At 69.3% G+C, this 25,052-nt stretch carries 23 protein-coding genes, 1 pseudogene and 1 riboswitch; of the genes and pseudogenes, 6 read left to right on the forward strand and 18 right to left on the reverse strand.

Features of this window, described 5'->3' with window-relative positions:
* Nucleotides 1–156: 156 nt before the first annotated feature.
* Nucleotides 157–849, reverse strand: a complete 693-nt coding sequence (locus tag ASE35_RS11590) for a hemolysin III family protein (RefSeq protein WP_057161765.1) — start codon at nt 847–849, stop codon at nt 157–159.
* A 130-nt stretch (nt 850–979) separates the two neighbouring features.
* Between ASE35_RS11590 and ASE35_RS11595 the strand changes: the two genes are divergently transcribed.
* Both ASE35_RS11595 and ASE35_RS11600 read left to right on the forward strand, forming a co-directional pair.
* Entirely contained in the window at nt 980–1,603 is a 624-nt protein-coding gene (locus ASE35_RS11595) for a sulfotransferase family 2 domain-containing protein (RefSeq protein ID WP_056182648.1), read from the forward strand.
* Nucleotides 1,604–1,632: 29 nt separating this feature from the next.
* A complete protein-coding gene (locus ASE35_RS11600) occupies nt 1,633–2,235 on the forward strand; it encodes an aspartyl/asparaginyl beta-hydroxylase domain-containing protein (protein WP_057163904.1) in 603 nt (200 codons plus the stop codon).
* A 38-nt stretch (nt 2,236–2,273) separates the two neighbouring features.
* On the opposite strand, the gene ASE35_RS11605 is transcribed toward ASE35_RS11600, so the two are convergent.
* The 5 genes from ASE35_RS11605 to ASE35_RS11625 all read right to left on the reverse strand — a co-directional run bounded on the left by ASE35_RS11605 (nt 2,274) and on the right by ASE35_RS11625 (nt 6,928).
* Entirely contained in the window at nt 2,274–2,519 is a 246-nt protein-coding gene (locus ASE35_RS11605) for a hypothetical protein (protein ID WP_056182651.1), read from the reverse strand.
* 113 nt (nt 2,520–2,632) lie between these two features.
* On the reverse strand, nt 2,633–3,121 hold the full coding sequence (locus tag ASE35_RS11610) for a hypothetical protein (protein ID WP_057163905.1): 489 nt from the start codon (nt 3,119–3,121) through the stop codon (nt 2,633–2,635).
* On the reverse strand, nt 3,121–4,725 hold the full coding sequence (locus ASE35_RS11615; RefSeq protein ID WP_056183186.1) for a peptide chain release factor 3: 1,605 nt from the start codon (nt 4,723–4,725) through the stop codon (nt 3,121–3,123). The genes ASE35_RS11610 and ASE35_RS11615 overlap by 1 nt, the downstream gene beginning before the upstream one ends.
* 185 nt (nt 4,726–4,910) lie before the next feature.
* Complete coding sequence (locus ASE35_RS11620; RefSeq protein WP_082576659.1) at nt 4,911–5,831, reverse strand: M23 family metallopeptidase; 921 nt, start codon at nt 5,829–5,831, stop codon at nt 4,911–4,913.
* Between the two features lie 8 nt (nt 5,832–5,839).
* Nucleotides 5,840–6,928 carry a hypothetical protein gene (locus ASE35_RS11625; RefSeq protein ID WP_057163906.1) on the reverse strand — a complete coding sequence of 363 codons (1,089 nt, stop codon included), beginning with the start codon at nt 6,926–6,928 and terminating at the stop codon, nt 5,840–5,842.
* Between the two features lie 118 nt (nt 6,929–7,046).
* Nucleotides 7,047–7,165, forward strand: a riboswitch (SAM riboswitch).
* 65 nt (nt 7,166–7,230) lie between these two features.
* On the opposite strand from ASE35_RS11625, the gene ASE35_RS11630 reads away from it, so the two are divergent.
* Genes ASE35_RS11630 through ASE35_RS11640 form a run of 3 tightly spaced genes read left to right on the forward strand, consistent with a single transcriptional unit; the run spans nt 7,231 to nt 10,624 of the window.
* The gene (locus ASE35_RS11630) at nt 7,231–8,289 is read left to right on the forward strand and encodes a homoserine O-succinyltransferase (protein ID WP_082576660.1); all 1,059 of its coding nucleotides are present in this window, start codon (nt 7,231–7,233) and stop codon (nt 8,287–8,289) included.
* The gene (locus ASE35_RS11635; RefSeq protein ID WP_056182663.1) at nt 8,286–9,515 is read left to right on the forward strand and encodes an O-succinylhomoserine (thiol)-lyase; all 1,230 of its coding nucleotides are present in this window, start codon (nt 8,286–8,288) and stop codon (nt 9,513–9,515) included. Before ASE35_RS11630 ends, ASE35_RS11635 begins: the two co-directional genes overlap by 4 nt.
* Nucleotides 9,512–10,624, forward strand: a complete 1,113-nt coding sequence (locus ASE35_RS11640) for a homoserine dehydrogenase (protein ID WP_057163907.1) — start codon at nt 9,512–9,514, stop codon at nt 10,622–10,624. Before ASE35_RS11635 ends, ASE35_RS11640 begins: the two co-directional genes overlap by 4 nt.
* A 471-nt stretch (nt 10,625–11,095) precedes the next feature.
* Here the strand turns inward: ASE35_RS11640 and ASE35_RS22270 are convergent, their stop codons facing one another.
* From ASE35_RS22270 to ASE35_RS11685, 9 genes are all read right to left on the reverse strand, one after another.
* Nucleotides 11,096–13,150 carry a glycosyl hydrolase family 18 protein gene (locus tag ASE35_RS22270; RefSeq protein ID WP_057163908.1) on the reverse strand — a complete coding sequence of 685 codons (2,055 nt, stop codon included), beginning with the start codon at nt 13,148–13,150 and terminating at the stop codon, nt 11,096–11,098.
* 557 nt (nt 13,151–13,707) lie between these two features.
* Nucleotides 13,708–14,976, reverse strand: coding sequence for a cytochrome c (locus ASE35_RS11650; protein WP_057163909.1), 1,269 nt, complete (start codon nt 14,974–14,976; stop codon nt 13,708–13,710).
* Nucleotides 14,973–15,530 carry a (2Fe-2S)-binding protein gene (locus tag ASE35_RS11655; RefSeq protein ID WP_057163910.1) on the reverse strand — a complete coding sequence of 186 codons (558 nt, stop codon included), beginning with the start codon at nt 15,528–15,530 and terminating at the stop codon, nt 14,973–14,975. The genes ASE35_RS11650 and ASE35_RS11655 overlap by 4 nt, the downstream gene beginning before the upstream one ends.
* The gene (locus tag ASE35_RS11660) at nt 15,527–18,397 is read right to left on the reverse strand and encodes a molybdopterin cofactor-binding domain-containing protein (RefSeq protein ID WP_057163911.1); all 2,871 of its coding nucleotides are present in this window, start codon (nt 18,395–18,397) and stop codon (nt 15,527–15,529) included. The genes ASE35_RS11655 and ASE35_RS11660 overlap by 4 nt, the downstream gene beginning before the upstream one ends.
* A 139-nt stretch (nt 18,398–18,536) precedes the next feature.
* Nucleotides 18,537–19,526: a DUF6708 domain-containing protein gene (locus ASE35_RS11665; protein ID WP_157489419.1), complete on the reverse strand. Its 990-nt coding sequence runs from the start codon at nt 19,524–19,526 to the stop codon at nt 18,537–18,539.
* A 63-nt stretch (nt 19,527–19,589) separates the two neighbouring features.
* Nucleotides 19,590–20,297, reverse strand: coding sequence for an alpha/beta fold hydrolase (locus ASE35_RS11670; RefSeq protein ID WP_057163913.1), 708 nt, complete (start codon nt 20,295–20,297; stop codon nt 19,590–19,592).
* 33 nt (nt 20,298–20,330) lie between these two features.
* Entirely contained in the window at nt 20,331–20,804 is a 474-nt protein-coding gene (locus ASE35_RS11675; protein ID WP_057163914.1) for a DUF4259 domain-containing protein, read from the reverse strand.
* An 18-nt stretch (nt 20,805–20,822) separates the two neighbouring features.
* Entirely contained in the window at nt 20,823–22,205 is a 1,383-nt protein-coding gene (locus ASE35_RS11680; RefSeq protein WP_056182689.1) for an L-serine ammonia-lyase, read from the reverse strand.
* A gap of 39 nt (nt 22,206–22,244) precedes the next feature.
* The gene (locus ASE35_RS11685) at nt 22,245–22,625 is read right to left on the reverse strand and encodes a hypothetical protein (RefSeq protein WP_057163915.1); all 381 of its coding nucleotides are present in this window, start codon (nt 22,623–22,625) and stop codon (nt 22,245–22,247) included.
* Between the two features lie 69 nt (nt 22,626–22,694).
* Here ASE35_RS11685 and ASE35_RS11690 point away from each other — a divergent pair, with 69 nt between their 5' ends.
* The gene (locus ASE35_RS11690) at nt 22,695–22,922 is read left to right on the forward strand and encodes a glutaredoxin family protein (protein WP_057161742.1); all 228 of its coding nucleotides are present in this window, start codon (nt 22,695–22,697) and stop codon (nt 22,920–22,922) included.
* Nucleotides 22,923–23,017: 95 nt separating this feature from the next.
* On the opposite strand, the gene ASE35_RS11695 is transcribed toward ASE35_RS11690, so the two are convergent.
* From ASE35_RS11695 to ASE35_RS11705, 3 genes and pseudogenes are all read right to left on the reverse strand, one after another.
* Nucleotides 23,018–23,566: a YceI family protein gene (locus tag ASE35_RS11695; protein WP_056182698.1), complete on the reverse strand. Its 549-nt coding sequence runs from the start codon at nt 23,564–23,566 to the stop codon at nt 23,018–23,020.
* 82 nt (nt 23,567–23,648) lie between these two features.
* Nucleotides 23,649–24,185: pseudogene (locus tag ASE35_RS11700) on the reverse strand (cytochrome b); the annotation flags it as partial.
* Nucleotides 24,182–24,853: a YceI family protein gene (locus tag ASE35_RS11705; RefSeq protein WP_057164039.1), complete on the reverse strand. Its 672-nt coding sequence runs from the start codon at nt 24,851–24,853 to the stop codon at nt 24,182–24,184. The gene ASE35_RS11705 and the pseudogene ASE35_RS11700, both read right to left, overlap by 4 nt.
* Between the last annotated feature and the right edge of the window lie 199 nt (nt 24,854–25,052).

Consider the following 25,052-nt stretch of genomic DNA (forward strand, 5'->3'; position numbering starts at 1 on the left):
CCGACTCCGGGCCGCCCGATCGGGCCACACCCGGACGGCGCGCATCGATGCGCGCCAGTGCCGCTGTCCTTCGTTAGGAGTGGCCTCACCATCCCCACCCGGCGGTCAAGCGCAGGTGAACGCGTTGTGCGGCGTTCAGCGAACGCCAGCGCGCGTTCAGCGCGCGGGGATCACCTGCGCCATCACCGAGATGTAATGGCAGACGCTGCCGGCGATCACGAACATGTGCCAGATCGCATGCGAATACGGCAGCTTGGGCCGGTGGTAGAACACCGTGCCCAAGGTGTAGCAAAGCCCGCCGGCGAGCAGCCAGCCCAGGGTCCAGGTGTCCAGCGCGCCCAGCAGCGGCTTGATCGCCACGATCACCAGCCAGCCCATCGCGATGTAGATGCCGGTCGACAGCAGCTTGAAGCGGCCGGTGTAGAACAGCTTGAACACGATGCCGGCGAAGGCCAGCGCCCAGATCGCCGCGAACAGGCCCCAACCCCACGGGCCGCGCAAACCGATCAGGGTGAACGGGGTGTAGGTGCCGGCGATCAGCAGGTAGATCGCGCAATGGTCGAAGACCTTGAGGCGCGCCTTGGCGATCGGGTGCTGGATCGCGTGGTAGAGGGTGGAGGCCACGTAGAGCAGCAGCAGGCTGATCCCGAATACGGTCGCGCCCACCAGTTGCCAGCCGTCGCCGTACAGCGCGGCGAGGGTGATCAGAACCGCCCCGCCGGCCAACGCGGCGGTCGCGCCCAGGCCGTGGGTGAGCGCGTTGGCGATCTCCTCGCGCACCGACGCCACGTGCGGGTTGAGCGCGTTCGCGCGGTCGGGCCTTTCGCTGCCAGGGCGTGCGCTGTCCATCGATGCAGCATCCTCGGGGGAGGTGGAGCAAATGCTCGGAATCGGAGCGGCGAAGCCGGCGCGACGGGCCTGGGCGATGCCCTGCGCGCCCGCCGCTGGCTTAGGATAGGCCGATTCCAGGGCCAGACGCATGATCATCTCCCACCAGCACCGTTTCGTTTTTGCCGCGATCCCCAAAACCGGCACCCATTCGGTCCGCCAGGCCCTGCGCGAGCACATGAGCGCCGACGACATCGAGCAGGTCGGTTTGTTCGTGAACAAGCGCTTCCCGTTCGAGGAACTGGCCGCGATCAAGCACGGCCACCTCAGCTTGCAGCAGGTGCGTCCGTTCCTGGGCGAGGAGGCCTTCGCGAGCTATTTCAAGTTCGCGTTCGTGCGCAACCCCTACGATCGCTTCATTTCCTATTGCGCGTTCATGACCCGCGCCGACGGCGCCTTCCTGCAGCGTCCGCAGGCGGTCATGCGGCATATCCTGTTCGAGGCGCGGCCGATGCAGCACGTGCTGTTCCAGCCGCAGCACAGCCTGGTCACCGGCGCCGACGGCGAACTGCTGGCCGACTACGTGGGCCGGGTCGAGGAGATGCAGGCCTCCTACGACAGCATCTGCGCCCGCATCGGCATCCCCAGCGCCCAGCTGGGCCAGGTCAACAGTTCCCGCCGCGGCGGGTATCGGGACTACTATGACCAGCCCTTGATCGACGCGGTGGGCGAGCTTTACCAGCGCGATCTGGAACTGTTCGGTTATTCGTTCTGACCCGGTCCGATGCCATGAACGCGACTCCCATGAATGCGACCCCGATCCAACCCAACCCGCGCAAGACCACCTCGATACGCCGGCTCGGGCCGGTCGACATCGCGGCGTTGCGCACGGCGGTGCTGGAGATTCCCGAAGCGGTGTGGGACGCCGAGAACGCCGACAAGCCCAACCGCTTCGAGGCCTTGGACAAGACCCGCCACGTGGTCTTCCGCTTCGTCAGCAACTTCCAGGACTGGCGCGATTCCTACGATCGCCCGTTGTGGGCGCAGTGGCGCGAACTGCTGGAGCCGGTGCTGGCGCAGGCGGTGCGGCCCTACGGCTACGCCAACGCCGCGTTCCCGCGGGTGATGCTGGCGCGGATGGCGCCGGGCGGCGTGATCAAGCCGCATCGCGACGCCAACCCGGCCGCGAAATGGCCGCACAAGGTGCACGTGCCGCTGATCACCAACGAGCGCGTGACCTTCTTCGTCGACGGCGTCGGTTACCACTTCGTCGAAGGCGAGGCGGTGGAGGTCAGCAACATGGCGGTGCACGCGGTGGAGAACGCCGGCGACAGCGACCGCATCCATCTGATCTTCGAGTATTACGACCGCGACCAGCCCGAACCCGACTGGCTGCCTCGGCGTTGAAACAGGCCCGGCGCGACGCGCGCGCCGGGCCAGCGCCTTCAGGCCGCCGGTTGCGCGGTGGCGGCGATCTCGGACATGGACGGCATGCCCATGATGGTCAGCACGGTGCCGACCACGCAGATCAGCAGCGGGATCTTGTTCTCGGAAAAGTTCATGATCGCGAAGACCAGCGCGACCAACGGGATCAGCAGCGATCCCAGCCCCCAAAGCACGCTTTCGCGAAACGCGTTGACGATGATCCACAAGCCGCCGATCACGCTCAGCGCCAAACCCAGTAGATACATTGCATTCCCCTTGCAGTAGGTTGCCGCGGTCCCCGCCGCGGTGGATCGATGCTAGCCGATCCCGGGGGAAAGTGTGATGGGGTGCGTGGTTTGGCTCGGCGCCGGGCGCACCCTCATTCCAGGGTGTTGAGCCGCCGCACCCGCCGTAGCCGGCGCTGGATCTTGCGCGGGCGCGCGAAGCGGTATTCCTCGACCTCGACCAGCAGCGCGCAGTCTTCGCCGAAGGCCTCGCGCATCGCGTACAAACGGCCGTTGCCCTCGAACGCGAGCCAACGCTCGCCGTCGCGCACGACCTTGATCTGCGACACCGAGGGAATGATGTCGGTCAAGGCGGCCAGGTCGAGGCGGCCGTGGGCCAGCAGTTCCTCGCGTCGCGCGGCCAGGGCCTGGGCGCGTGCCTGCGTGGCCTGTCGCGCGGACTCGCGATCGATGCGGTGGATCGGTTGCAGCGCGTGCAGCGGCACCATCGCCTGCGCCTTGTCGCCGCGCAGGCGGTGGATGTCCATGATCACCTTGGCCATGTAGGCGTCCTTGTAGTCGAGCGCGGCGATTTCGCTGCGCTTGCTCAACAGGTACAGCCACCACTGCCGCAAGCGCGACATCAGTCGACGGACACCGCGTGCGCGTGTTCGCGCGTGGCCAGGAATTGCACGCCCGGGGCGCGCTCCTGAGCGAGCTGCAGGTTGACCCGGGTGGGCGCCAGGTAGACCAGCTCGCCGGCCGCGTCCAGGGCCAGGTTCATGGCGTTCTTGTCGCGGAACTCCTCCAGCTTCTTGGCATCGGCGCAGCGGATCCAGCGCGCGGTGGCCACGCCGACCTGCTCGAAGCTGGCGTCCACGCCGTATTCGTCCTTGAGCCGGTAGGCGACCACGTCGAACTGCAGCACGCCGACCGCGCCCAGGATCAGGTCGTTGCTCATCAGCGGACGGAAGAACTGGGTCGCGCCTTCCTCGGACAGCTGGGCCAGGCCCTTCTGCAACTGCTTGAGCTTGAGCGGATCGCGCAGGCGCGCGCGTCGGAACAGTTCCGGGGCGAAGTTGGGGATGCCGGTGAACGACAGCGCCTCGCCCTCGGTGAAACTGTCGCCGATCGAGATCGTGCCGTGGTTGTGGATGCCGATGACGTCGCCGGAGTAGGCGGTTTCGGCGATCTCGCGGTCGGAGGCCATGAAGGTCAGCGCGTTGGCCAGCTTCACTTCCTTGCCGGTGCGCACCTGGAAGGCCTTCATGCCGGCGCTGAACTTGCCCGAGCAGATGCGCATGAACGCCACCCGGTCGCGGTGCTGCGGGTCCATGTTGGCCTGGATCTTGAACACGAAGCCGGTGAGCTTGTTCTCGGTCGCCGCGACCTCGCGGCCGGTGGTCTCGCGCGGCTTGGGCGGCGGCGCGTGCTCGACGAAGAAGTCCAGCAGCAGCTGCACGCCGAAGTTGTTGACCGCCGAGCCGAACGACACCGGCGTCTGCTTGCCGGCCAGATAGGCCTGCTTGTCGAACGGATGCGATGCGCCCTGCACGAGCTCGAGTTCCTCGCGCACTTCGCGCAAGGCATCCGCACCGATGCGCGCCTCCAGCGCCGGATCGTCGATCGAGGCGAAGATCGTCGAATCCTGACGGGTGAAGTTGCGGCCCTGTTCGAACAAATGCACCTCGCCGGTGAGCAGGTGGACCACGCCCTTGAGGCGCTGGCCCATGCCGATCGGCCAGGTGATCGGCGCGCACTGGATGCCCAGCACCGATTCCACTTCGTCCAGCAGGTCGATCGGGTTCTTGCCCTCGCGATCGAGCTTGTTGATGAAGGTCATGATCGGCGTGTCGCGCAGGCGGCACACCTCCATCAGCTTGATCGTGCGCTCCTCCACGCCCTTGGCGACGTCGATCACCATCAGCGCCGAGTCGACCGCGGTCAGCACGCGGTAGGTGTCCTCGCCGAAGTCGGCGTGGCCGGGCGTGTCGAGCAGGTTGACGATGCGGCCCTCGTAGGGGAACTGCATCACCGAGGAGGTCACCGAGATGCCGCGCTCCTTTTCCAGTGCCATCCAGTCCGAGGTCGCGTGGCGCGCGGCCTTGCGGCCCTTGACCGAACCGGCCATCTGGATCGCGCCGCCGAACAGCAGCAGCTTCTCGGTGAGGGTGGTCTTGCCGGCGTCCGGATGCGAAATGATCGCGAAGGTGCGGCGGCGGAGGGCTTCTAGGGAAACGTCGGACATGGCGACGGCGCGCACCGGGCGCGCCGGAAGGTAAGGAGTAGGGGCGCGATTATAACCGCCACCCTAGAGAAAGCCCTTGTTCCTTGCTTCCTTCCCCCGCCTAGCGGGGGAAGGTGGCCCGCAGGGCCGGTTGGGGGCGCGCGAATCCCGGCCACGCCGTCAGCCCGGAAGCACCGTTCCAACCCTTAAAGCCCGCCCGAAATCCGCAACGGCCCCGCCGGCCCGGTCATCCGGAACGGAATCGACTCCAGGCGCATGCCGCGGTTGACCTGGATCGCGAAGTGCAAATGCGGCCCGGTGGTGAAGCCGGTGTTGCCGGACAGGCCGATTTGCTGGCCCGCGCGCACGCGCTGACCGACCCGGACCAGGGCGCCATCGGCCTTGAGGTGGGCGTACAGGGCCATGCTGCCGTCGTCGTGGACGATGCGCACGAAGTTGGCGCGGCCGCCGTATTTCTCGCGATTGAGCCCGGCCTTGTCGAAGTCGGACTCGACCTGCATCACCACGCCCTCGCGCGCGGCCAGCACCGGCGTGCCGATCTGCGCCGCGAAGTCGACCGCGTAACGGTTCTCCGGGTCGCTGTGGCTGAACTGGCCGCCGTAGCCCTGGTCGATGCGGAAGTTGTTCTGGCGCAGCGGCAGCACGTAGTCGACGTTGCGCGGCTGCGCGCTGGGGTCGCCGGGCAGGCTTTCCATCTGCAGCTCGATGCCGCGCCCGGAATCCTCCGGGCTCAGCACCGCCACCAGCGCGCTCGCGCGCGCGGCCACGGTGGCGCGCGCGGGCAGGGTCGAGGTGCCGCCGCCGCCGCCGTAGCTCTGGCTGTAGTCGACCTTGACCTCGATCGGTCCGGACAGGTTGTTGTCGGCCCAGGCCAGGTAGCGGCTGCCGTCCGACTCGATGCGCAGGCGCGCGATCGCGCCGGGCTCGCTGTGGACCGGGATCACCCTGACCTCGGACGGCGGCGCGGCCTCGGGCACGTGGTCGCCGTAATGGGTGATGCCGCTGCGATCGGTCCAACGGTAGATCTTGCCGGCATGCGCCTGCGGCGCGGCGGCCACAGCCGCCACGCACAGCGATACGGCCAAGGCGCGCGGCCCCCAAACCATGCGGATTCCTACTCGGTGCAGCCCGGCTTCAAGTTTAGCGCGTGGGCCACGTCGGCGAGATCGAACGCGGTCACGGCTTTGTCGTCGTGCACGGCGAACAGCGCGCCGCTGGGAAAGGCCGCGGTCGAGGCGGCATGCAGGGCGACGCCGTCGGTATGCGAGGTGACCTTGCCTTCGAAGCTGCCGACCGGAGCCAGGCTGACGCGATCGAACAGGTGGAACACGGTCAGCGGCGCGAGCTGGTCGACCGCGATCCAGTAGCCGCCGCCGTCCGGGCAGGTCCACAGCGTCACGCCCTCGGCCTCGGCGCCGAAGCTGCGGTCGGGCAGGCTGCGGCCGGTGTATTTGCCGCCGAAGGTGTACTCGCGCAGGGTGGATTCGTGGCGACGGTCCTCGTCGGCGATCAGCAGGCGGTCGTTGGCCGGGTCGCCGGCGATCGACTCGACCATGCGCAGCGCCGCGGCTTCGCTGGTGTCGCCGAACGCGCCGCCGTAGTTGGCGCGCAGGCGGCCGTCCTGGTCGAACTGGACCCGGTAGCGGCGCACGCGCTGGTCGAGCTCGGCCCACGGCGGCACCTGATCGAACTTCTTGCCGTACATGAAGCTGTCGGTGACGTAGATCTCGAGTTCGCCCGGTTCGGTCTCGGTCAGCCAGATGCCGTAGGGGCTGCGCAGTTCCTTGTCGCCGAAGCTGCCCAGCGGGGTGAAGTCGGGCAGGGCGAACACCTGCACGCGGTGGTTGTCGCGCTCGACCACGAACACGTGGTCGGCGTACACCGCGATGCCGTTGGGGCGGTCGAACTGGCCGATCGCCTTGCCCTCGCCGCCGACCGTGCGCAGCGCGGCGCCGGTGTCGGCGTCGTAAACGTCCAGGCGGTGGGTCGACTTGGCGGTCGCGATCAGCCAGGTCTTGCCGTCCTCGGTCGGCCAGGTGGCCAGCGAATCCAGCTCTTCCTTCGGCGTGTCCGCCGATACGTAGCGCTCGGCGATCGAGGTGATGCCGGGGGTGCCGGCGGCCGGCGCGGAAGCGGGTTGCGTGGTCGCGCAGGCGGCGAGCAGGGCGGCGAGCGTCGCCGCGACAAGGAGGCGTGGGGTCATGGGCACGAAGTGTATGCGGGGCGCGCACCTTTTTGTGATGCCGGTCGCGAGCTTATAATTAATCGCTATATGCGGATGAAGCGATTGACACGCCCTCGGAGCGCGGGCAGACTGGCCGCATCCATCGAGACCGGCTGAGGGACAGGCCCTTAGAAGCCGGGGCAACCCAACGCGACGCAAGTCGCGTGAAGGTGCCAATTCCTGCGGCCCGCCTAGGCGTTGGTCGGAAGATGGTTGCGACGTGCGCTGCTGCGCACGAGCGACTTGCAAGCTCGATGGCCCCGTCACTTCGGATGCCCGCCATGAGCTTCGCCCCCGCTACCGCCTACGCAGACTCCTCCCTATCGCAGGCCCCGGCCGCGTTCGAACGCAGCGACGCCTACGTCGCCCTGAGCGGCGAGCGCGACGCCGCGCGCGGCGAGCTGCGCATCGAGCTCGACCTGCGCCATGCCGGCCGCCGCAGCGTGGTGCTGCGCTACGAAATCCAGGGCGAGGCCTCGCTGCCGGTGCTGTTCGTGGCCGGTGGGATCTCCGCGCACCGCCATCTCGCGCCCAGCCGTGCCTATCCCGAAGGCGGCTGGTGGGAGACCCAGGTCGGCCGCGGCCGCGCCCTCGATCCCAGCCGCCATCGCCTGCTCGCGTTCGATTGGCTGGGCGCCGACGGCGCGCTCGACGTGGCCCTGGACCCGGCCGATCAGGCCGACGCGATCGCCGCGCTGCTGGATGCGCTGCGGATCCAGCGCCTGGAGGCCTTCGTCGGCTATTCCTACGGCGCCATGGTCGGCCTGCAGTTCGCCGCGCGCCACCCGCAACGCGTCGGCGCGCTGGTCGCGATCAGCGGTACCCACCGCGCCCACCCCTATGCCGCCGCCTGGCGTGCGCTGCAGCGCCGCGCGGTCGCGCTGGGCGCGCTGCAATGCGACGAGAGCCAGGGCCTGGCGCTGGCGCGCGAACTGGCGGTGCTGAGCTACCGCACGCCGGAGGAGTTCGCCGAGCGCTTCGGCGCCGCCCAGGTGCGCGACGGCCGGGTGCGCGTGGACGCCGAGGACTACCTCGACCATTGCGGCGCCAAGTACGTGGCGCGCACCCCGACCGCGGCCTTCCTGCGGCTGTCGGAATCGATCGACCTGCAGCAGGTCGATCCCAGCCTGATCCGCGTGCCCGTCACCGTGGTCGCGGTCAGCGAAGACCGCCTGATTCCGCTGTCCGAATCCTACGACCTGGTCGAGCGCCTGCGCGGCGAAACCCGCCTGCGCGTGCTGCGCTCGATCTACGGACACGACGCCTGCCTCAAGGAGGCCGGCGACATCGACACCATCCTGCGCGAAGCGCTGGCCGACTGTACCCAGGCGGCGGCATGAGCACCCATAACGAAGGAACGACCGCCGTGACCCAGAACCGCACCCGCAACGCCTGCACCGCCGCCGTCCGTGCCGGCATCGACCGCGACGCGGCCTATGGCGCGGTCACGCCGCCGATCGTGCTGTCGTCCAACTTCAGCTTCGCCGGCTACAACGACAAGCGCCAGTACGACTACACCCGCAGCGGCAATCCCACCCGCGATCTGCTGGGCGAGGCGATCGCCGAGCTCGAAGGCGGCGTCGGCGGCGTCATCACCAGCACCGGCATGGCCGCGATCACCCTGGTCCTGCACGCCTTCCTCAAGCCCGGCGATCGCATCGTGGTGCCGCACGACGGCTACGGCGGCAGCTGGCGCCTGTTCAACGCGCTGGCCGCCAAGGGCGCGTTCGAGCTGATCACCGCCGACCTCACCGATCCGCGTTCGCTGACCGAGGCCCTGCAGAGCAAGCCGGCCGTGGTCTGGATCGAAACGCCGTCCAACCCGCTGCTGCGCATCACCGACCTGCGCTTCGTGATCGAGGCCGCGCACGCCCAGGGCGCGCTGACCGTGGTCGACAACACCTTCCTGTCGCCGGCCCTGCAGCGCCCGATCGCGTTCGGCGCCGACCTGGTCGTGCACTCGACCACCAAGTACATCAACGGCCACAGCGACGTGGTCGGCGGCGCGGTGGTGGCCAAGAACGCCGAGCACCACCAGCAGCTGACCTGGTGGGCGAACGCGCTGGGCCTGACCGGCTCGCCCTTCGACGCCTTCCTGACCCTGCGCGGCCTGCGCACCCTGGACGCGCGCCTGCGCGTGCATCAGGAGAACACCCAGGCCATCGCCGCGCTGCTGGACGCGCACCCGGCGGTGCGCGTGGTGCATTACCCGGGCCTGGAATCGCACCCGGGCCATGCGCTGGCGGCGCGCCAGCAGCTCGGCTTCGGCGCCATGCTCAGCGTCGAGATCGAAGGCGGCGAAGCGGCGGTGCGCGCTTTCGTCGAGGGCCTGGAGTGCTTCACCCTGGCCGAGTCGTTGGGCGGCGTGGAAAGCCTGATCGCGCATCCGGCCACCATGACCCACGCGGCGATGTCGCCCGAAGCGCGCGCCGCGGCCGGCATCGGCGACGGCCTGCTGCGCCTGTCGGTGGGCATCGAGCATGTGGACGACCTGATCGCCGACCTCGAGGCCGCGCTGGAGCGCGCGGCCGACGCGGTGGCCACGGCGGCGCGCGCGAAACGATGAGCGCCGCGGCCGACGTCCTGCAGACGCAGGCGCAGCAGGCGCTCGCGCCGCATCCCTATCGCAGCGCGGCGCCGGCGCGCGTGGCCCTGCTCGGCACCGGCACCGTCGGCGGCGCGGTGCTCGCGCGCTTGCAAGCGTGGCAGGGCTCGCCGCTGGGCGAGCGCCTGGCGCTGGTGCACGTGGCCAATTCGCGGCGCGCGCTGGCCGATGGCGCCGGCCTTGCCCCCGAACGCGCGGCCGCCGCGCTGGCCGAGGCCAGCCAGGCCAGTTCGCTGGACAGCGTCGCCCTCGCGTTGGGCGACGGCGGCGCGCGCGTGGTGATCGACGCCACCGCCAGCAGCGCGGTCGCAGAACGCCATGCGCAGTGGTTGGCGCAGGGCATCCATGTGGTCACCGCCTGCAAGATCGGGCAGGGCACCTCGCTGGCGCGCTGGCGCGCGATCCGCGGCGCTTGCGCGGTCGGCGGCAGCGGCTACGGCGACAGCGCCACGGTCGGTGCGGGCCTGCCCTTGCTGCGATCCTTGCGCGAACTGCAGGCCGGCGGCGACCGCATCCGCGCGATCGCCGGCGTGCTGTCCGGCTCGCTGGCCTGGCTGTTCAATCATTACGACGGCATGCGCCCGTTCTCGTCGCTGGTGCGGCAGGCGCGCGACGCCGGCTACACCGAGCCCGACCCGCGCGACGATCTATCCGGCGAGGACGTGCGCCGCAAGCTGTTGATCCTGGCGCGCGCCTCGGGCGTGGCGTTGGAGGCCGGCGAAGTCGAGGTCGCCTCGCTGGTGCCGCCGGAGTTGGCGATCCTGTCGCGCGATGGCGTCGATGCCGCGCTGCCGGCGTTGGACGCGCCGCTGCGCGAACGCTACGCGGCCGCCTACAAGAGCGGCGAGCGCCTGCGTTTCATCGCGCGCCTGCAGGACGGCGCGGCACGGGTGGGGCTGGAGTCGTTGCCCGCCGATCATCCGCTGGCCGGCGGCGCCGGCACCGACAACAAGGTCGCGATCTGGTCCGACCGCTATCGCGAGCAGCCGCTGGTGATCCAGGGCCCGGGCGCGGGCGCCGAAGTCACCGCCGCCGGTTTGCTGGACGATGTGCTGCGCTTGGTGAGCTGAGCGCGGAGGTCGCCGTCTATCTGCCACGGCCTAGGTGTGGGATCGGCGCAAGCCGCGACCAAGAAGCTTCGGCCACGACGTGCTCGCGGCTTGCGCCGCTACTACCCCGGCGGGACCGGGCCGCGGAGATGTCGCCGTTCGCTCTCTGTGGGAGCGGCGTAAGCCGCGATCGCGCTACCGCAGATTCCATCGAACGCCCCGATGGCGAAAGCAAGCCCCTCCGCCGTCGCGATGTCATCGGCGTATCTGGATCCGCGGCCGTGCGTGCTGCCGCGATCGCGGCTCACGCCGCTCCCACACAGAGCCAGTGCTTCGGCGAATGTGTCGCACGCAAAACGGCCGCATGCGCGCATGCGGCCGTTCGCGTTCAACTGATTCGGTACGTTGGGATAAATCCGGGGCGCCGGCCCGAGGGGAGGCCGGCGCCCCGAGGCAAGCGCCGGACCGCGAACGGTCCGGCGCTGCGCAAGCTCACTGCAGGCCGTCGCGGATCGCGGTGGCCAGGCTGCCCTGCGGGTCGTCGCCGCTGAACTCCCAGAAGAACGCGCCGCCGAGGTTCTGCGTCTTCACGTAGCCCATCTTCTCGATGATCATGGCCGGCGTGTCGTAGCTCCAGAACGTGCTGCCGTCGTACTTCCAGGTCGCACGCGCGTTGGCGTCGGTGTAGATCGTGCCGGGCCGGTTCTTGAGCACCTTGTAGTCCTCGTTGCCTGCCTCGTAGGTGCCAGGCGCCGCGGTGCCGTTCTGGTACAGACCGTTGTTGACGTTGGCCACGCCGGTCCAGCCGCGACCGTAGAAGCCGATGCCCAGGTTGAGCTTGGCCGCCGGCACGCCGCGCGACAGGAAGGCCTCGAGCGCGTCGTTGGTGTTGTAGAACTTCTGATCGCCGGTAGAGGGATCGTTGGGCGAATCGAACAGCGCCGAGTGATGGTTGGTCTTCGCATCCCAGGTGCCGTGGAAGTCGTAGGTCATCACGTTGATGTAGTCCAGATACTGGTGATACGCGGCCGGGTTGGTCACGCGCACCTTGTCCACGCCCGCGCCGGCGGCGATGGTCAGCAGCAGGCCCGGACGCACCGCGTTGAGCTGGCTGCGGAACTCGGCCAGCAGGGCGGTGAAGTTGGCGCTTTCCTCCGCCGTGCCGCAGGTCAGGCCGCACGCGGCCGGGTATTCCCAGTCCAGATCGATGCCGTCGAACACCCCGGCCGCCGCGCCCACGCCGCCGGCGCCATCGGTCACCGGCAGGTTGCCGCGGATGTAGGCGTCGATGCACGAGGCGACGAAAGCCTGGCGGTTTTCCGGACGCGCCGCGCTGGCGAAACCGCGCGACCAGGTCCAGCCGCCCAGCGAGATCAGCACCTTCAGGCCCGGGTACTTGGCCTTGAGCTGCTTGAGCTGGTTCCAGTTGCCGCGCAGCGGCTGGTCCCAGGTGTCGGCCGCGCCGCTCACGCTTTCGCCGGCACCGAAGGACTTGCTGTAGTCGGCGAAGGCGTCGCCGCCGACGCCGGTGTTGGGATCGGAGGGCTGGATCACGCCGACTTCGCAGCGGTTGTTGCGCACGTTGCCGAAGGCGTAGTTGATGTGGGTCAGCTTGGCGGCCGAACCGCTGGTGTCGATGTTCTTGACCCGATAGTTGCGGCCGTAGATGCCCCACTGGGTGAAGTAGCCGATCACCCGCTTGTTGCCGCCGCCGCCGCCCTGGGTGGTGCTGGCGCTGATCTGCGCGCTCTGCGCGGAGGCGTTGCCGGCGTTGTCGCGGGCGCGCACGCGGAAGGCGTAGGCGGTGTTGGCGGTGAGGCCGCTGGCGGTGTAGCTGGTCGCGGTCGGCGAGCCGACCAGGCTGCCGTCGCGGTAGACGTCGTAGCCGGCCACGCCGCTGCCGCCGCTGTTGTCGGTGGACGCGTTCCAGGTCAGCGAGATGCTGCTGGAGGTCTGCGCGGGCGAGCTCAGGCCGCCCGGCACGCTGGGCGGCGTGGTGTCGGTGGACGGCGCGGTCACGGTGATGGTCGAGGTCGACGAGGTGGTGCTGGCGCCCTGGTTATCGGTGGCGACCGCCTTGAAGGCATGGCTGCCGGCGCTGGCGTTGCTCCAGATCGCGCTGTAGGGCGAGCTGGTGTCCACGCCCAGCGAGACGGTGCCGCGGAAGAATTCGACCTGGGCGACGCTGCCGTCGCTGTCGGAGGCGTTGGCGCTCACCGCGATGTTGGCGCCGGTGCTGTAGCTGCCGCCGTTGGCCGGCGAGGTCAGGCTGACGCTGGGAGGCTGATTGCCGCCCGCGCCGCAGGCGCCGAGATCCTGATACCAGCCGCAGCTGGGGCAGTGGGTCGGCGGCGCGTTCCAGATCTGGATGTTGGCCTGGTAAAGCCGGTTCTGATAGACCAGCTTGTCGCCGGGGTTGTAGATGGTCGCCGAGTTCCAGGCCGGAATATTGGCGCAGCTCGCGCTTTGCGCCAGCGCGTTTGAGCCCCAGGACGCCGCGAGCAGGCAGGTCCATAGCGCCAGTGTGGTCGATCTTGCGTGCTTCATGAGCGTCCTCTCCCTTGCGAAGTCCGATGCGAAATCCCGTGCCGTCGCCGGCCGGTGCTGTCCCTCTGTGTCTGGAAAGGAGGCGCGTGGCCTCGGTGCTGCGCGGGAGGTTCGAACCTCCTCGTAGGTCGCCGTGGAACGGCGTGAAACGGTCGGGCAGGGCCCGTGCGTGCCTGGTGGTTCCCTCCCCGCAGCCCGTGTGGCGGCGCGCGGGGCCGTTTCAGCGCCCCGCTCGCCTGTGTCGAGGGCCGAGGCTGTTTTTTACTGACAACGTTGTCAATCTCGTGCGTATGGGTTTGCGGTGCAGTTCACAGAATTACATGACAACGTCGGTCACTAGAGGTCGTGTATGTTGCGTTGCAGCGAGGTGTAAATGACCGAGAGACAATCGCGGTGTGCCTTGCGACGGCACGCGGCGGTTGCGGGAGGGCGATCGGCGCGGCTCAAGAGGGGCGGCGCGAGCCGCGATCGCGCCTCTACGCGCAGGGGCGTCGACGCGGTCGTCCGATGGATCACGGTCGCGGCGTGCGCCGCTCCTGCACCGAGCGCAGCAGCGCTCAGTGCGCGCGCTTGCCCTTGCGCAGCTCGGCGACGGCGTCGGCGTTCACGGGGGCCGCGCCGCTTTGCGCGCGCAGCCAGTTCGCGAGTTCGGCGACCTGAGCGTCGTCCAAATCCTGGGCGAAGCCCGGCATCGGCTGCATGCGTTCCATGCCGACCAGGTCGTGCTCGGGCAGGCCGTCGAGCACGGCGACGATCAGGTTGTGCGGATCGCGATCGCGCACGCTGCTGTTGTCGCGCAATCCGGGCGCGACATGCGGTACGCCTTCGCGGTCGCGGCCGTGGCAGCCCGCGCACAGGTCCAGGTAATGGCGGCGTCCGCCCTCGGGCGCCGCGGTGCCGGCTTGAGCGATCGCTTGCGCGGCAAGGGGCTTGTCGCCAAGCAGGTAGACGGTCATCGCATCCAGATCGCCGGGCGTGAGCCGGCTGGTCGACAGCCGCACCACGGTCAGCATTTCGTCCGAGGCCACCGCGCGCGGGTTGAGTCCGGTCGCCAGATAGCCGCGCAGCTGCGCCGCGTCCCAACCGCGCGCGGCCAGGCCTTGCGGGGTGATGTCGGGCGCGGCGAAACGCCCGAGTTCGTTGTTGCCGGCCAAGGGCTGGGCGCGCTTGAGCTGCCCGGCCCAGCCGCGCGGGCTGTGGCATTCGCCGCAATGGCCGAGGGTATCGACCAGGTAGCGGCCGCGCTGCCAGGCCGGCGACGCGCCTTGCGAGGCCGGCGTCGCGTCCGCGCCTGCCCCGGCGAAGGCCAGATTCCACAGCGCGATGCCGCTGCGGATATTGAAGGGGAAGCTCACGCCGTTCTTGCGATTGGGCTGCGCGACCGCGGGCTGGTTCATCAGATAGGCGTAGATCGCGTCCGAGTCCTCGCGCGCGATCGTGCGGTACGACACGTAGGGCATGGCCGGGTACAGCTGGTGGCCGTCGCGGGCTTCGCCGCGGCTGAGCGCGTGGTGGAAATCCTCGGCGGTGTAACGGCCGATGCCGTGTTCGGGATCGGGGGTGATGTTGGTGCCGTGGATGGCGCCGAACGGCGAGGCCAGCGCCACCCCGCCCGCGAACGGCGCGCCGCCGGGCGCGGTATGGCAGGCGGCGCAGTCGGCGGCATCGGTGAGGTAGCGTCCGCGCGCGAGTTGCTGGGCGCTGGCCTCGACTTTCTGAGTCGGGCCGCGTCCGGCCCACCATTGCAGCAGCCAGCTCGCGATCAGCCAGATCGCCAGCAGCAGCACCGCCCAGGCCAGAATGCGCCGCCAGCCGACCCGGGTCATGGCGTGCGCTCCCGCACCAGGCCCGGCGTGGCCAGCACCAGCGCTTTCACGGCCTGGTAATAGCGCACGTAACCGGTGCAGCGGCACAGGTGCGGGTCCAGGGCCTCGGTGATGGTGGTTTCGACCTCGGCCGCGGCCACCGGGTTTTTCTTCAGCCGTTCCAGCAGCACGGTGGCGGCGTTGACGAAGCCCGGCGTGCAATAGCCGCACTGGAAACTGAAATGGTCGAGGAAGGCCTGCTGCACCGGCGAGAGTTCGACGATCGCGCCGGCCGCGTCGCGCCGCGCATGGCCTTCGACGGTGCGGATGCGCTTGCCGGCGAAGTAGTGTGCGCCGGTGATGCAGCTGCGTACTTCGCGCGGGCCGTACTCGTCGTCGACGATCACCGTGCACGCGCGGCACACGCCCTGGCCGCAGCCGAAGCGGGTGCCGGTGAGGCCGAGGTACTCGTGCAGCACGTCGACCAGCATCATGTCCTCGGGCACGTCGATCGGGCCGTGGGCGCGGCCATTGACGTGCAGGGCCAGCGGTCGCTTTACGATGGGCGCGCTCATGCGGCGTTCTCCGAGGTGGCGCTGTCCGAGCTTGACGGCGTGGCGCCGCCGGCGAGCGCCGCCAGCACCTTCTCGGGCGTGATCGGCAGTTCGCGCAGGCGCCGTCCGGTGGCGTGCGCGACCGCGTTGGCGATCGCCGGCACCACCGCGATCATCACCACCTCGGCCATGCCCTTGGGCGGGTCGGTGTCGGACAGCGGCGCCAGCACTTCGCCGCTTTGCTTCCATACCGCCACGTCGTGCGCGCGCGGTAGGGTGTAGCGGTTGAAGTTCCAGGTGCCGTTGCCGGGGCCGTCTTCGTACAACGGCAGGAACTCGTGCAAGGCATGGCCGATGCCCATCGCCAGCCCGCCCTGGAGCTGGCCGGAGACCAGTTCGGGCACGATCTGGTTGCCGCATTCCAGGATGGAGTGGTGGTTGAGCAGTTCGACCGCGCCGGTGGCGGTGTCGACCGCGACCTCGGCCAGGGTGCCGATCGCGCTGTAGTAGACGACGCCGGCGTTGTTGCGCTGGGTCGGCGGGTAGTGGGCGCGCGTGCGCTCGATCATGCGGTAGCCGTTCGCGGTCGGCGTGCCGACGCCCGCGCCGCTGCCGTCGCCCCAACGCAGCGCCACGCCGTCCAGCGGCAGGCGTGCGTCGTCGCCCGACAGCGGGAACTCGGCTTCGGCCCATTGCCAGCGGTTGAAGGTGTGCACGATCGCGCCGGTCGCCAGGCCCAACTCATGCGCCTTGGCCGCCAGTTGCGCCAGGGTCAGCGGCACCAGGCCGGCCGCGGTGAGCTTGCCTTCGATCCAGCGCGCGTCCTCGCGTCGCACCACCAGCGGCGCCAACTGGCCGCCGCCGTAGCCCTGGCCCCACAGGGCGCGCGCGGCCGGCCACAGGCCCTGGGTGAACAACAACCGCGCGGCCTCGCGCGTGGCGTGGCCGAAGAAATACGCCGAGTTGCTGGCGCTGCTGGGGATCACCCGGTTCGGCGTCCAGCGCGGATCGCCCTGATGGCGGTCCTGATCGGCCTGCGACATCAGCCAGGGATCGCCGGTCGCGACCATCGGCAGCTCCGGCCATTCGATCTCGCCGGTGCGCACCTCGTCGGCGGGCCGGCCCAGCCATTGCGCGCAGATCGCGGCCTGGCTGGTGGTCATGCCGGTGCCCATCTCGATCGCGACCTGGCGCAGCAGGATGCGGCCGTCCTTGGACAGCGCGACTTCTGCGAAACCGGATTCGGCGCCGGTGCCGAAATCCTTCTGCACGCAGCCGAAGCCCACGCCGTAGCGCTTGCCCGGATGCGCGGCCTCGTACTCGCGCTTGCGCTTGCCGCGCTCGCGCCATAGCGGATGCGCCTTGGCCTGGGCCAGCACTTCGTCGGCGCGCTGGGCGCCGCCCGGGATCGCGCCCTGGGTGTTCTTCATGCCAGACTTGAACACGTTGCGCTCGCGCAGCTCGATCGGGTCCAGCCCGAGTTCGCTGGCGACCTCGTCGACCAGCATCTCGGTCGCGCCCATGCTCTGCAGGGTGCCGTAGCCGCGCGCCGAACCGGCGTCGAGCGCGTGCGAGGCGATCACGGTGCTGGCCAGGTCGCTGCGCGGGAAGTAGTAGATCGACTGCGCCGCGGTCGCCGCGACCAGGCACACCGAGGGCGAGAAGTTGCGCCGACCGCCGCCGTCGCCGGTCATGTCGCCTTGCAGGATCTCGAAGCGGCCGCTTTTGCGATCCACCGCGATCTTGTAGCGCATGCGGAAGCTGTGGCGCTTGAGGCTGGCCTGGAACTGCTCGTAGCGGTCGTTGGCCAGGCGCACCGCGCGGCCGTCGCCGTACAGCCCCGCGATCAGGGCGTAGAACGGGAACGGATTGTGGTCCTTGGAACCGTAGCCGACGGTGTAGCAGGGGTGCAGCACCAGCCGCTTCACGCCCAGCGCGCTCGCCGCCAGCATGCGCGCGCCGTCCTCGGCGATTTCCTGCGGCGACTGGGTCGCGGCGACCAAGTGCAGCGTGGCGTTGTTGCGGTCGTACCAGCCGTTGCCGTTGTCGGGTTCCAGCGCGGCGGTGTCGATGGATTGCGAGTAGTACTCGCGCTGCAGCACCAGGCGCCCTTCGGCGGGCGCGTCCAGGCTGGCCGCCATCGCCGCCGCATGCGCCGCGCCCTGGGCGTCGATTGCGCCGTCGGCGTTCGCGGCCGGCCACTGCGGCTGGTTCTTGCGATAGCCGGACGGGAACAGCGGCGTGTCCTTGAGGCTGGAATAGGCGTCGTCGTCGTAGGCGGTGGCGCCGCCCACGCGCACGTAGCGGAAGCTCGCCCAGGGATCGCGCTGCAAGGGGCCGGTCTCGGCGCCCCAGCGAATGAGATCGTCGCGGAACTTCAGCCGGGTCTTGGCGGCGCGGAAGCGGTCGAAGTCGTGCCAGATCAGCAACGCGACCGCATGCCCCAGGTAGGCCGGGGTCTGGCCTTCGGGCAGCAGCATGTGCTCGCCGTAGAAGGGCGGAAAGCCGACGCCGTCGCGCGCAAGATCGGCGGCGGTGACGATGCGGTCGGGTTGCAGGCCCGCGCCCAGCACGGACAGGTCGTAGCCGGCATAGGCGCGATCGGCGCGGGTCACGCGCAGCAGCATCGCGTGCGCCTGCTGCCGCGGCCAGCCGGGCAGGTCGTGCGCGCGCATGTCGAAACTGAAGACTTTCTCGCCGGTGACCTTGGCGGTGGCGTCGGTGCGGTAACGGATCTTGCCGGTGGCCGCGTCCCAGGGCATGGGCCGCAGGCGCTCGCGTTCGAACAGGGCGGCCAGCGCGGCGCTGCCCGGCGCGGCGACGTAGACCGAGATCCCGGCCACCACGCTGCATTTGAGGAAATCGCGACGGCTGAGGCGGGCTGGCATGGAGGGCGTCCTAGCTGGCTCCAGCGCATAGTAACCACAAGTCCGGCGGGAAAAATCGCCGTGCGCCGCATGGCCGGCGCAGGGCGCGCTTACGCCGTCGGCGATGTGTAGACCTTGTGAGGGCGAGGGCGCCGGCCGCTCAGCCTGGCCGCTTCGAGGCCTCGTCCACGCCGGCGGGCCAGGTCGCGTCCGGGGCCAGCCGCATCACGATGACGTTGCCCACGCCGAACAACAGCCACAGCGGGAACGGCAGCGACATCAGCACCATCATCAACGTGCCGAAAAAACCGCGCATGCGTTCGCGCGCGCGCCGGCCCGTCGGGGTCGGTGCGAACCAAGGCATGGCGAACAGCAGGCAGTCGATGAAGCGCGGGGTCCGATCGCGCAGCTGTTGCGCAGGCAGGCCTTCCAGGCCGTCGTTCATGTAGCGGCGCAGCAGCTCCCACTGCTCCTCGTACTGGCCGGTCGTCTGCGCGCCCTGTTGCAGCCGGAAGCGGTCGACTTCCTCGAAGGAGCCCGGCGCGCAGGCCACGAGTTCGAACGCATAGCGCCACGTCGCCACTTCGCCGCCGGAGTCGATCTGCTGGGTGATCTCGGCCTGCAGCGTGGACCAAGCGAAGACTTTCGCGTCGCCGCCCCAGCGGCCGAAGGGGTTGTGGTTCCAGAGGTAGCGGTTGGCGTAGACCAAGCCTTGGCGGCGATTGAAGCGGACAGGCCGGTCCTTGGGCAGGCGCAGATCGAGGCGCAGGAAGAACAGGGCCAGACAGAACATCGGCAGCGACGCGGCAATCAACACGCCATCGGCCCAGATGTCGAAGCCACGCGCCGGCCAGGTGATGGACATCAGGTAGCCGGGAAACAAGCCCATGGCCAGGCAGATGATGCCGCACCAAAACAGGGGGCCTCTGGGAATGTCCGTGGCCATCGAGAACTCCAGATAGGTCTCGTCCAGATGGTTCAACTCATCCCAGCTGTCGGCATTGCCGGAAGGCGGCGCATCCCGCAATGCCAGGTCCTGCTCCCACCGCGGGTGGGCGGGCTGGATGCGGGGCGCGCGCTGAGGTTCCGTCTCGAGGGGCATGGTCGTCCTGTTCGTCGAGACATAGTAGCCACTGGGCGCCGCCGCCATCCACGCCGGCCTGGCCGCGTAAGACAGTGCGAACGGGCCCGGTCGTCCGCCGGGGCAGCGCGTTCAAGTCTCGAACGCGCGCTTGATCGCGGCGGCGGCCTCGACGGCTTTCGCCTGCAGCAGGAAGTGCGGGCCGTCGAGTTCCACGCACTTCGCCTGCGGCAGCGTCGCGCGTATGTGTTCCCAACTGCGCCGCGACACCAGCCGGTCGTGGCGGCCGCGCAGGTACAGCAGCGGGCAGGCGACGCGGCTCAGGGCGGCGGTTTCATCGGCGGTGCTGCCCGCGCGCATGCGCGCCCGGATCGTCGCCGGGTCCAGCGTGGCCAGTACGTCGCGCGTGCGTGCGCGCCAAGGCGCGTCGGCCCAGGGACCGAGCATCGCCGCTGTGGTCAATCGAGGGGGAATGCGGTCGATCGGCAGGACGCTGCCGATCCGGCCCAGCCACGCCGCGGGCAGTACCCAGCCCGGCGGACTGGGCGCACGAGCGAAGCTCGCGCACAGCACCACGCCGCGAAGGCCCTCGGGTCGCGCGGCGGCGATGCGGATCGCGATCGGACCAGAGAAGGATTCGCCCACCACCACGAAGGGTTCGCCCTGCGGCAGGCGCTGGCGCACCAGATCGGTCAGGGCGTCGTATCCCAACGCCGCGTCGCGCGGATAGACCACGATTTCAGCCCGCAACTGCGGTGCGAGCGCCGCGGCAAATTCGTCCAGCAATTCGCCGGTGCCGTCCATGCCCGGTAGGATCAAGCAGCGCAGCGACGCGCTCATGCGGCGTTGTTCCTTGGGCCCTGGCCTAGCTGGCTAGAGCACAGGCCGAACAGCGGCGGCACTTAAACGCTCGGCCAGTTCGCTCACCTGGGTCAGCCACTCTTCGGCGTCGTTCTCTGCCCATAACTCGTACAGTTCCGAGCCTTCGGGGCTGCGTACGCGTGCGAGCGCAGCCAAGGCCTGGGGCGCTAGCGCGCGTAACCGATTCGCAGGCTGGCGGCTTATCCACGCGGACAGGTCCGCAGGAAGGTTGTGGTTGGGCTTGCCCAGAGCCGCAGCAACCACTTCCGCCGCCACCAGCGCTTCCACGGCGACATCCGAGTCCAGGTATCTGGCCGACGTTGCGGCGTCCAGCGCATGCCGGATCGAGTCGACGGAACCCGCTTCACTCCAGTCGCTTGCCGTGTCCAATGCATGGTCGTTTTCGAACTGCCCGTATCCCCAAGCGCCCGCGTGGACCGTTGAGGTAGAGACCAGTAGGAGCAACGCTGCGATCAAACCTCTCATCGGATCAGCTCCTGCGCCTCAGCACTCGATCACGTTGACCGCCAGACCGCCGCGCGAGGTTTCCTTGTACTTGTCCTGCATGTCGCGGCCGGTGTCGCGCATGGTCTTGATGACCTTGTCCAGGCTGACCTTGTGCTTGCCGTCGCCGCGCATGGCCATGCGGTAGGCGTTGATCGCCTTGACCGCGCCCATCGCGTTGCGCTCGATGCAGGGGATCTGGACCAGGCCGCCGATCGGGTCGCAGGTCAGGCCCAGGTTGTGTTCCATGCCGATCTCGGCCGCGTTCTCGATCTGGCTGGCGGTGCCGCCCAACGCCGCGACCAGGCCGGCGGCGGCCATCGAGCAGGCCACGCCGACCTCGCCCTGGCAGCCGACTTCGGCGCCGCTGATCGAAGCGTTTTCCTTGTACAGGATGCCGACCGCGGCCGCGGTCAGCAGGAAATCGCGCACGCCCTGGATGTTCGCGCCCGGGCAGAAACGGTCGTAGTAGTGCAGCACCGAGGGAATGATGCCGGCCGCGCCGTTGGTGGGCGCGGTGACCACGCGGCCACCGGCGGCGTTCTCTTCGTTGACCGCTAGCGCGTACAGGTTGACCCAGTCCAGCACGGTCAAGGGATCGCGCATCGCCGCTTCGGGCTTGCTCGACAGTTCGCCGAACAGCGCCGGCGCGCGCCGCGACACGTGCAGGCCGCCGGGCAGGGTGCCGGTCTGGCGGATGCCGCGCTCGACGCAGGCCTGCATCGCCTTCCAGATCTCGTCCAGACCGCTGTCGATCTGCTCCGGCGTGCGCCAGGCCTGTTCGTTGGCGTACATCAGCGCGGCGATGCTCAAGCCGCTGCGCTGCGCCTGCGCAAGCAGTTCGTCGCCGGAATGGAAGGGGTAGGGCAGGTCGGTGGTATCGGCGACGATGCGGTCTTCGGCCGCCTCGTCCTGATTGACCACGAAGCCGCCGCCGACCGAGTAGTAGTCGCGCGTGGCGATCACTTCGCCGTCGCCGTCGTAGGCGGTGAAGCGCATGCCGTTGGTATGGAACGGCAGCTTCTGGCGCTTGTTCATGATCAGATCGTGCTTCTCGTCGAAGCCGATCTCGCGCTGACCGAACAAACGGATGCGCTTGCTGCTACGAATGCGCTCCAGCGCCTCGGGAATGATGTCGGGATCGATCTGGTTCGGCCAATGGCCTTCCAGGCCCATGAGCACGGCCTTGTCGGTGCCGTGGCCGCGGCCGGTGAGCGCCAGCGAGCCGAACACTTCGGCGCGCAGCCGCGCGCAGCGTTCGAGCTCGCCGTTCTCGACCAGCCAACGTTCGACGAAGCGCGCCGCGGCGCGCATCGGGCCGACGGTGTGCGAGGAACTCGGCCCGATGCCGATTTTGAAAAGATCGAAGGTGCTGACGGCCATGGGGCGGGGGATGCTCGGCTGGAGGGCGATGGGACGCGGTCAGCGTCCGTTGGCGATCTTGCGGTAGCGGGCGCTGCTGGTTTCGTCGGCTTCGCGCAGCAGCAGGATGTCAGGGCCGCTCATGCGCACCGCGTAGTCCCAGCGCTGCCCGCTGGCGGCGTGGTTTATGCGCAGGCGACAGGTCTTGGGGTCGAAGCTCCAACGGCCGTCGAGCAGGTCCGGGCGCTCGTGCAGCCAGGAGTCGAAGCCGCGCTGGCCGTCGCGTTGGTTTAGCTCGAACTGCTCGAAATGGCCGCCGTCGTCGCTTTCCCAGGCCGCGATCAGCTGCGCGGGTTGGACCTTGCAGGCCGGAGCGGCCCACGCCACGGCCGGCGCCAGCAGCGCGCCCAGGATCGCAGCGTGGATCGAGCGGAAGGCCATGAGCCGTCCCAAGATGGACTCTAGGTATTCTAGACGCTCGCGAACCCCGCGACCTCAGTACGCAAGCGCATGCACCTGATCCTGTACCAACGCGACGACTGCCATCTCTGCGACCTGGCCCTGGAGGTCTTGGCGCAGGCGCGCGCGCCCGAATTCGACAGCGTCTTCATCGACGAGGACCAGGCGCTGGAGGCGCGTTACGGCACGCGCGTGCCGGTGTTGCGCGACCAGGCGCGCGGGCTGGAGCTGGAGTGGCCGTTCGACGCGGCGCGGCTGCGGGCGTTTTTGGGCGGCTGAGCTGGCGCGCCCGCGAGCGGGCGATGGTGCGGTGCGCCTTCGGCTTACCGCACCCCACGCGAGGCGTAGGGTGCGGGGCGATCGCGCTTTCGGGCTTACTTCGCCGGCACCAGAATGACCTTGGTGCTGACCGCGACTTCGTTGGGGATGACCGAGGTGTCGGCCCAATCGCCGCCGCCGACGCCGAAGTCCAGGCGCTTGACCGTGGCCTTGCCGCTCAACACCGGCTTGGCGCCCGGGGTCCAGGTGAACGTCAGGGTGACCGGCTTGCTCACGCCGCGCAGGCTCAGGCTGCCGTCGGCGGCGTAGTTGTTGCCGCCCAGGCTGCGAAACTTGGTGGCGGTGAAACGCGCCTGCGGGAACTTGGCGATGCTGAAGAAATCCGCGCCCTTGAGGTTGTCGTCGCGTTCGGCGTTGGCGGTGCTGACGCCGGCCAGGGGAATCACCACGTCGAGCTTCGAGTTCGTCAGGTTCGCCGGATCGAAGCTGAGCTTGGTGGTGAAACCGGGCAGGCGGCCGCTGAACACTTCGCCCTGATACTTGGTGGCGAAGGTCAGGGTGGAGCCGGGCGCCTGCGCGTAGTCGGCGGCGTAGACCGGTGCGGCGGCGAACAGCAGGGCGACGGCGAGCGGCTTAAGGGACATCGGGATTCTCCGGAATGGGGGTGGGGGCGACGGCGGCGACGGGCACGGCTTGGGCAGCGGCCGGCGCCTGGCGCAGGCGCATCGGCAGCATGCGCCGCAGGGTGTCGTCGTTCTGGAACAGGTGGTGGTAGAAGGCGGCGCCCGCGTGCGCGAGCACCAGCACCAGCAACAGCCAGAAGCCGTTCTCGTGCAGCGATTCGCTCAGATCGGCCAGGCCGGAGTTGACCGCGGCGATCTTGGGCAGGTTGAACAGGCCGAAGTACTGCAGCGGATAGCCGGAGCTGGAATTGAACAGCCAACCGGTGATCGGCATGGCGAACATCAGCAGGTACAGCGCCCAATGGGTGAGCGAGGCGATGCGCTCCTGCCAATGCGGCGTGCCCGCGACCGGCTTGGGCGCGCCGGCGTAGAAGCGCCACAGCAGGCGCAGGACCACCAGCGCCAGCAGGGTCAGGCCCAGCGATTTGTGCAGGGCGTAGATCTTGATCTTGGGCAGGCCGTTGGCCATGTCGGTCATGGTCAGGCCGATGATCGCGATCGCCGTGATCAGCAGCACGATCGCCCAATGCAGCAGCTGGCTGATCGCGCCCCAGCGGAGTTCGGTGTTCTTGATCGTCATGCGTGCGGTACCGGGGCGGGTTCGTAGGGGTCGTTGTCGGGCTTGCTCGGCGGCGCGGACGGCGCGACTTCGGATTCGGCGGCCGGTGACGGCTCGTCGGCTTCGCCGGCCTGGCGATCGCGCACGGCCTCGGCCTCGATGCGCAGTTCGACGCTGTCGCCGATCACCGATTTCCAGGCGTCGATGCCGAACGCGGCGCGGCTGAGGGTGGCGGTGGCGGAGAAGCCGGCGGTGCGGCGGAACGGCGGCAGCGGATGGCGCTTGAGCGCGTTGAGGGTCACGTCCATGCACAGCGGCGCGCTGCGGCCGTGCAGGCTGAGCTGGCCGCAGACCTTGGCATGATCGGCGTCGACCGGCTCGACGCGGTCGGAGACGAAGCGCGCTTCCGGATAGCGTTCGCCATCGAGCAGGTTGCGCGCCAGCGCGGCCGCGTTCCATTTGGCATCGCCCAGGTCCAATCGGGTCAGCGGCACGCGCACGTCCAGACGCGCGCTGCGCCAGTCCTCGCGATCGAAGCTCAATGTGCCGGTACTGCCCGATACGGCGCCCAGGGCCTTGGAGAAGCCGGCATGCGAGATCGCGAACATCACCCGCGTGTGCACCGGATCCAGCGCGTAGGTGTCCGGCCCGGCCGCACGCGCCTGCGGCGCCAGCGCGCACAGCGCCAGCGCGCACCACAGCGGACGGTAGGACGGATTCGGCACGCGGCGCTCCTAAGGCAGGTCCGACCTGCATCGTCCGGGGATTCTATGGACCGCACGATGAACCCGTAGACGCGTGTCCGCAACGGTCCGTTGCGGCTTGGTCGCGGAACGCGGGGGTGGGGCGCGCGGTCGCGGGCCTTGCTTCGCCGGGCCCGGATCGGGG

This window comes from Lysobacter sp. Root916 (assembly GCF_001429785.1).
Lineage (GTDB): Bacteria > Pseudomonadota > Gammaproteobacteria > Xanthomonadales > Xanthomonadaceae > Lysobacter.

Bases quoted from the DNA above. Each gene is read 5' to 3' on its own strand.
- ASE35_RS11650 (WP_057163909.1), bottom strand. From the start codon at position 14,976: ATGACCCGGGTCGGCTGGCGGCGCATTCTGGCCTGGGCGGTGCTGCTG.
- ASE35_RS11655 (WP_057163910.1), bottom strand. From the start codon at position 15,530: ATGAGCGCGCCCATCGTAAAGCGACCGCTGGCCCTGCACGTCAATGGC.
- ASE35_RS11690 (WP_057161742.1), top strand. From the start codon at position 22,695: ATGCACCTGATCCTGTACCAACGCGACGACTGCCATCTCTGCGACCTG.
- ASE35_RS11635 (WP_056182663.1), top strand. From the start codon at position 8,286: ATGAGCACCCATAACGAAGGAACGACCGCCGTGACCCAGAACCGCACC.
- ASE35_RS11630 (WP_082576660.1), top strand. From the start codon at position 7,231: ATGAGCTTCGCCCCCGCTACCGCCTACGCAGACTCCTCCCTATCGCAG.
- ASE35_RS22270 (WP_057163908.1), bottom strand. From the start codon at position 13,150: ATGAAGCACGCAAGATCGACCACACTGGCGCTATGGACCTGCCTGCTC.
- ASE35_RS11615 (WP_056183186.1), bottom strand. From the start codon at position 4,725: ATGTCCGACGTTTCCCTAGAAGCCCTCCGCCGCCGCACCTTCGCGATC.
- ASE35_RS11610 (WP_057163905.1), bottom strand. From the start codon at position 3,121: ATGTCGCGCTTGCGGCAGTGGTGGCTGTACCTGTTGAGCAAGCGCAGC.
- ASE35_RS11595 (WP_056182648.1), top strand. From the start codon at position 980: ATGATCATCTCCCACCAGCACCGTTTCGTTTTTGCCGCGATCCCCAAA.
- ASE35_RS11680 (WP_056182689.1), bottom strand. From the start codon at position 22,205: ATGGCCGTCAGCACCTTCGATCTTTTCAAAATCGGCATCGGGCCGAGT.
- ASE35_RS11660 (WP_057163911.1), bottom strand. From the start codon at position 18,397: ATGCCAGCCCGCCTCAGCCGTCGCGATTTCCTCAAATGCAGCGTGGTG.
- ASE35_RS11695 (WP_056182698.1), bottom strand. From the start codon at position 23,566: ATGTCCCTTAAGCCGCTCGCCGTCGCCCTGCTGTTCGCCGCCGCACCG.
- ASE35_RS11665 (WP_157489419.1), bottom strand. From the start codon at position 19,526: ATGGCGGCGGCGCCCAGTGGCTACTATGTCTCGACGAACAGGACGACC.
- ASE35_RS11600 (WP_057163904.1), top strand. From the start codon at position 1,633: ATGAATGCGACCCCGATCCAACCCAACCCGCGCAAGACCACCTCGATA.
- ASE35_RS11640 (WP_057163907.1), top strand. From the start codon at position 9,512: ATGAGCGCCGCGGCCGACGTCCTGCAGACGCAGGCGCAGCAGGCGCTC.
- ASE35_RS11670 (WP_057163913.1), bottom strand. From the start codon at position 20,297: ATGAGCGCGTCGCTGCGCTGCTTGATCCTACCGGGCATGGACGGCACC.
- ASE35_RS11685 (WP_057163915.1), bottom strand. From the start codon at position 22,625: ATGGCCTTCCGCTCGATCCACGCTGCGATCCTGGGCGCGCTGCTGGCG.
- ASE35_RS11605 (WP_056182651.1), bottom strand. From the start codon at position 2,519: ATGTATCTACTGGGTTTGGCGCTGAGCGTGATCGGCGGCTTGTGGATC.
- ASE35_RS11620 (WP_082576659.1), bottom strand. From the start codon at position 5,831: ATGGTTTGGGGGCCGCGCGCCTTGGCCGTATCGCTGTGCGTGGCGGCT.
- ASE35_RS11675 (WP_057163914.1), bottom strand. From the start codon at position 20,804: ATGAGAGGTTTGATCGCAGCGTTGCTCCTACTGGTCTCTACCTCAACG.
- ASE35_RS11590 (WP_057161765.1), bottom strand. From the start codon at position 849: ATGGACAGCGCACGCCCTGGCAGCGAAAGGCCCGACCGCGCGAACGCG.
- ASE35_RS11625 (WP_057163906.1), bottom strand. From the start codon at position 6,928: ATGACCCCACGCCTCCTTGTCGCGGCGACGCTCGCCGCCCTGCTCGCC.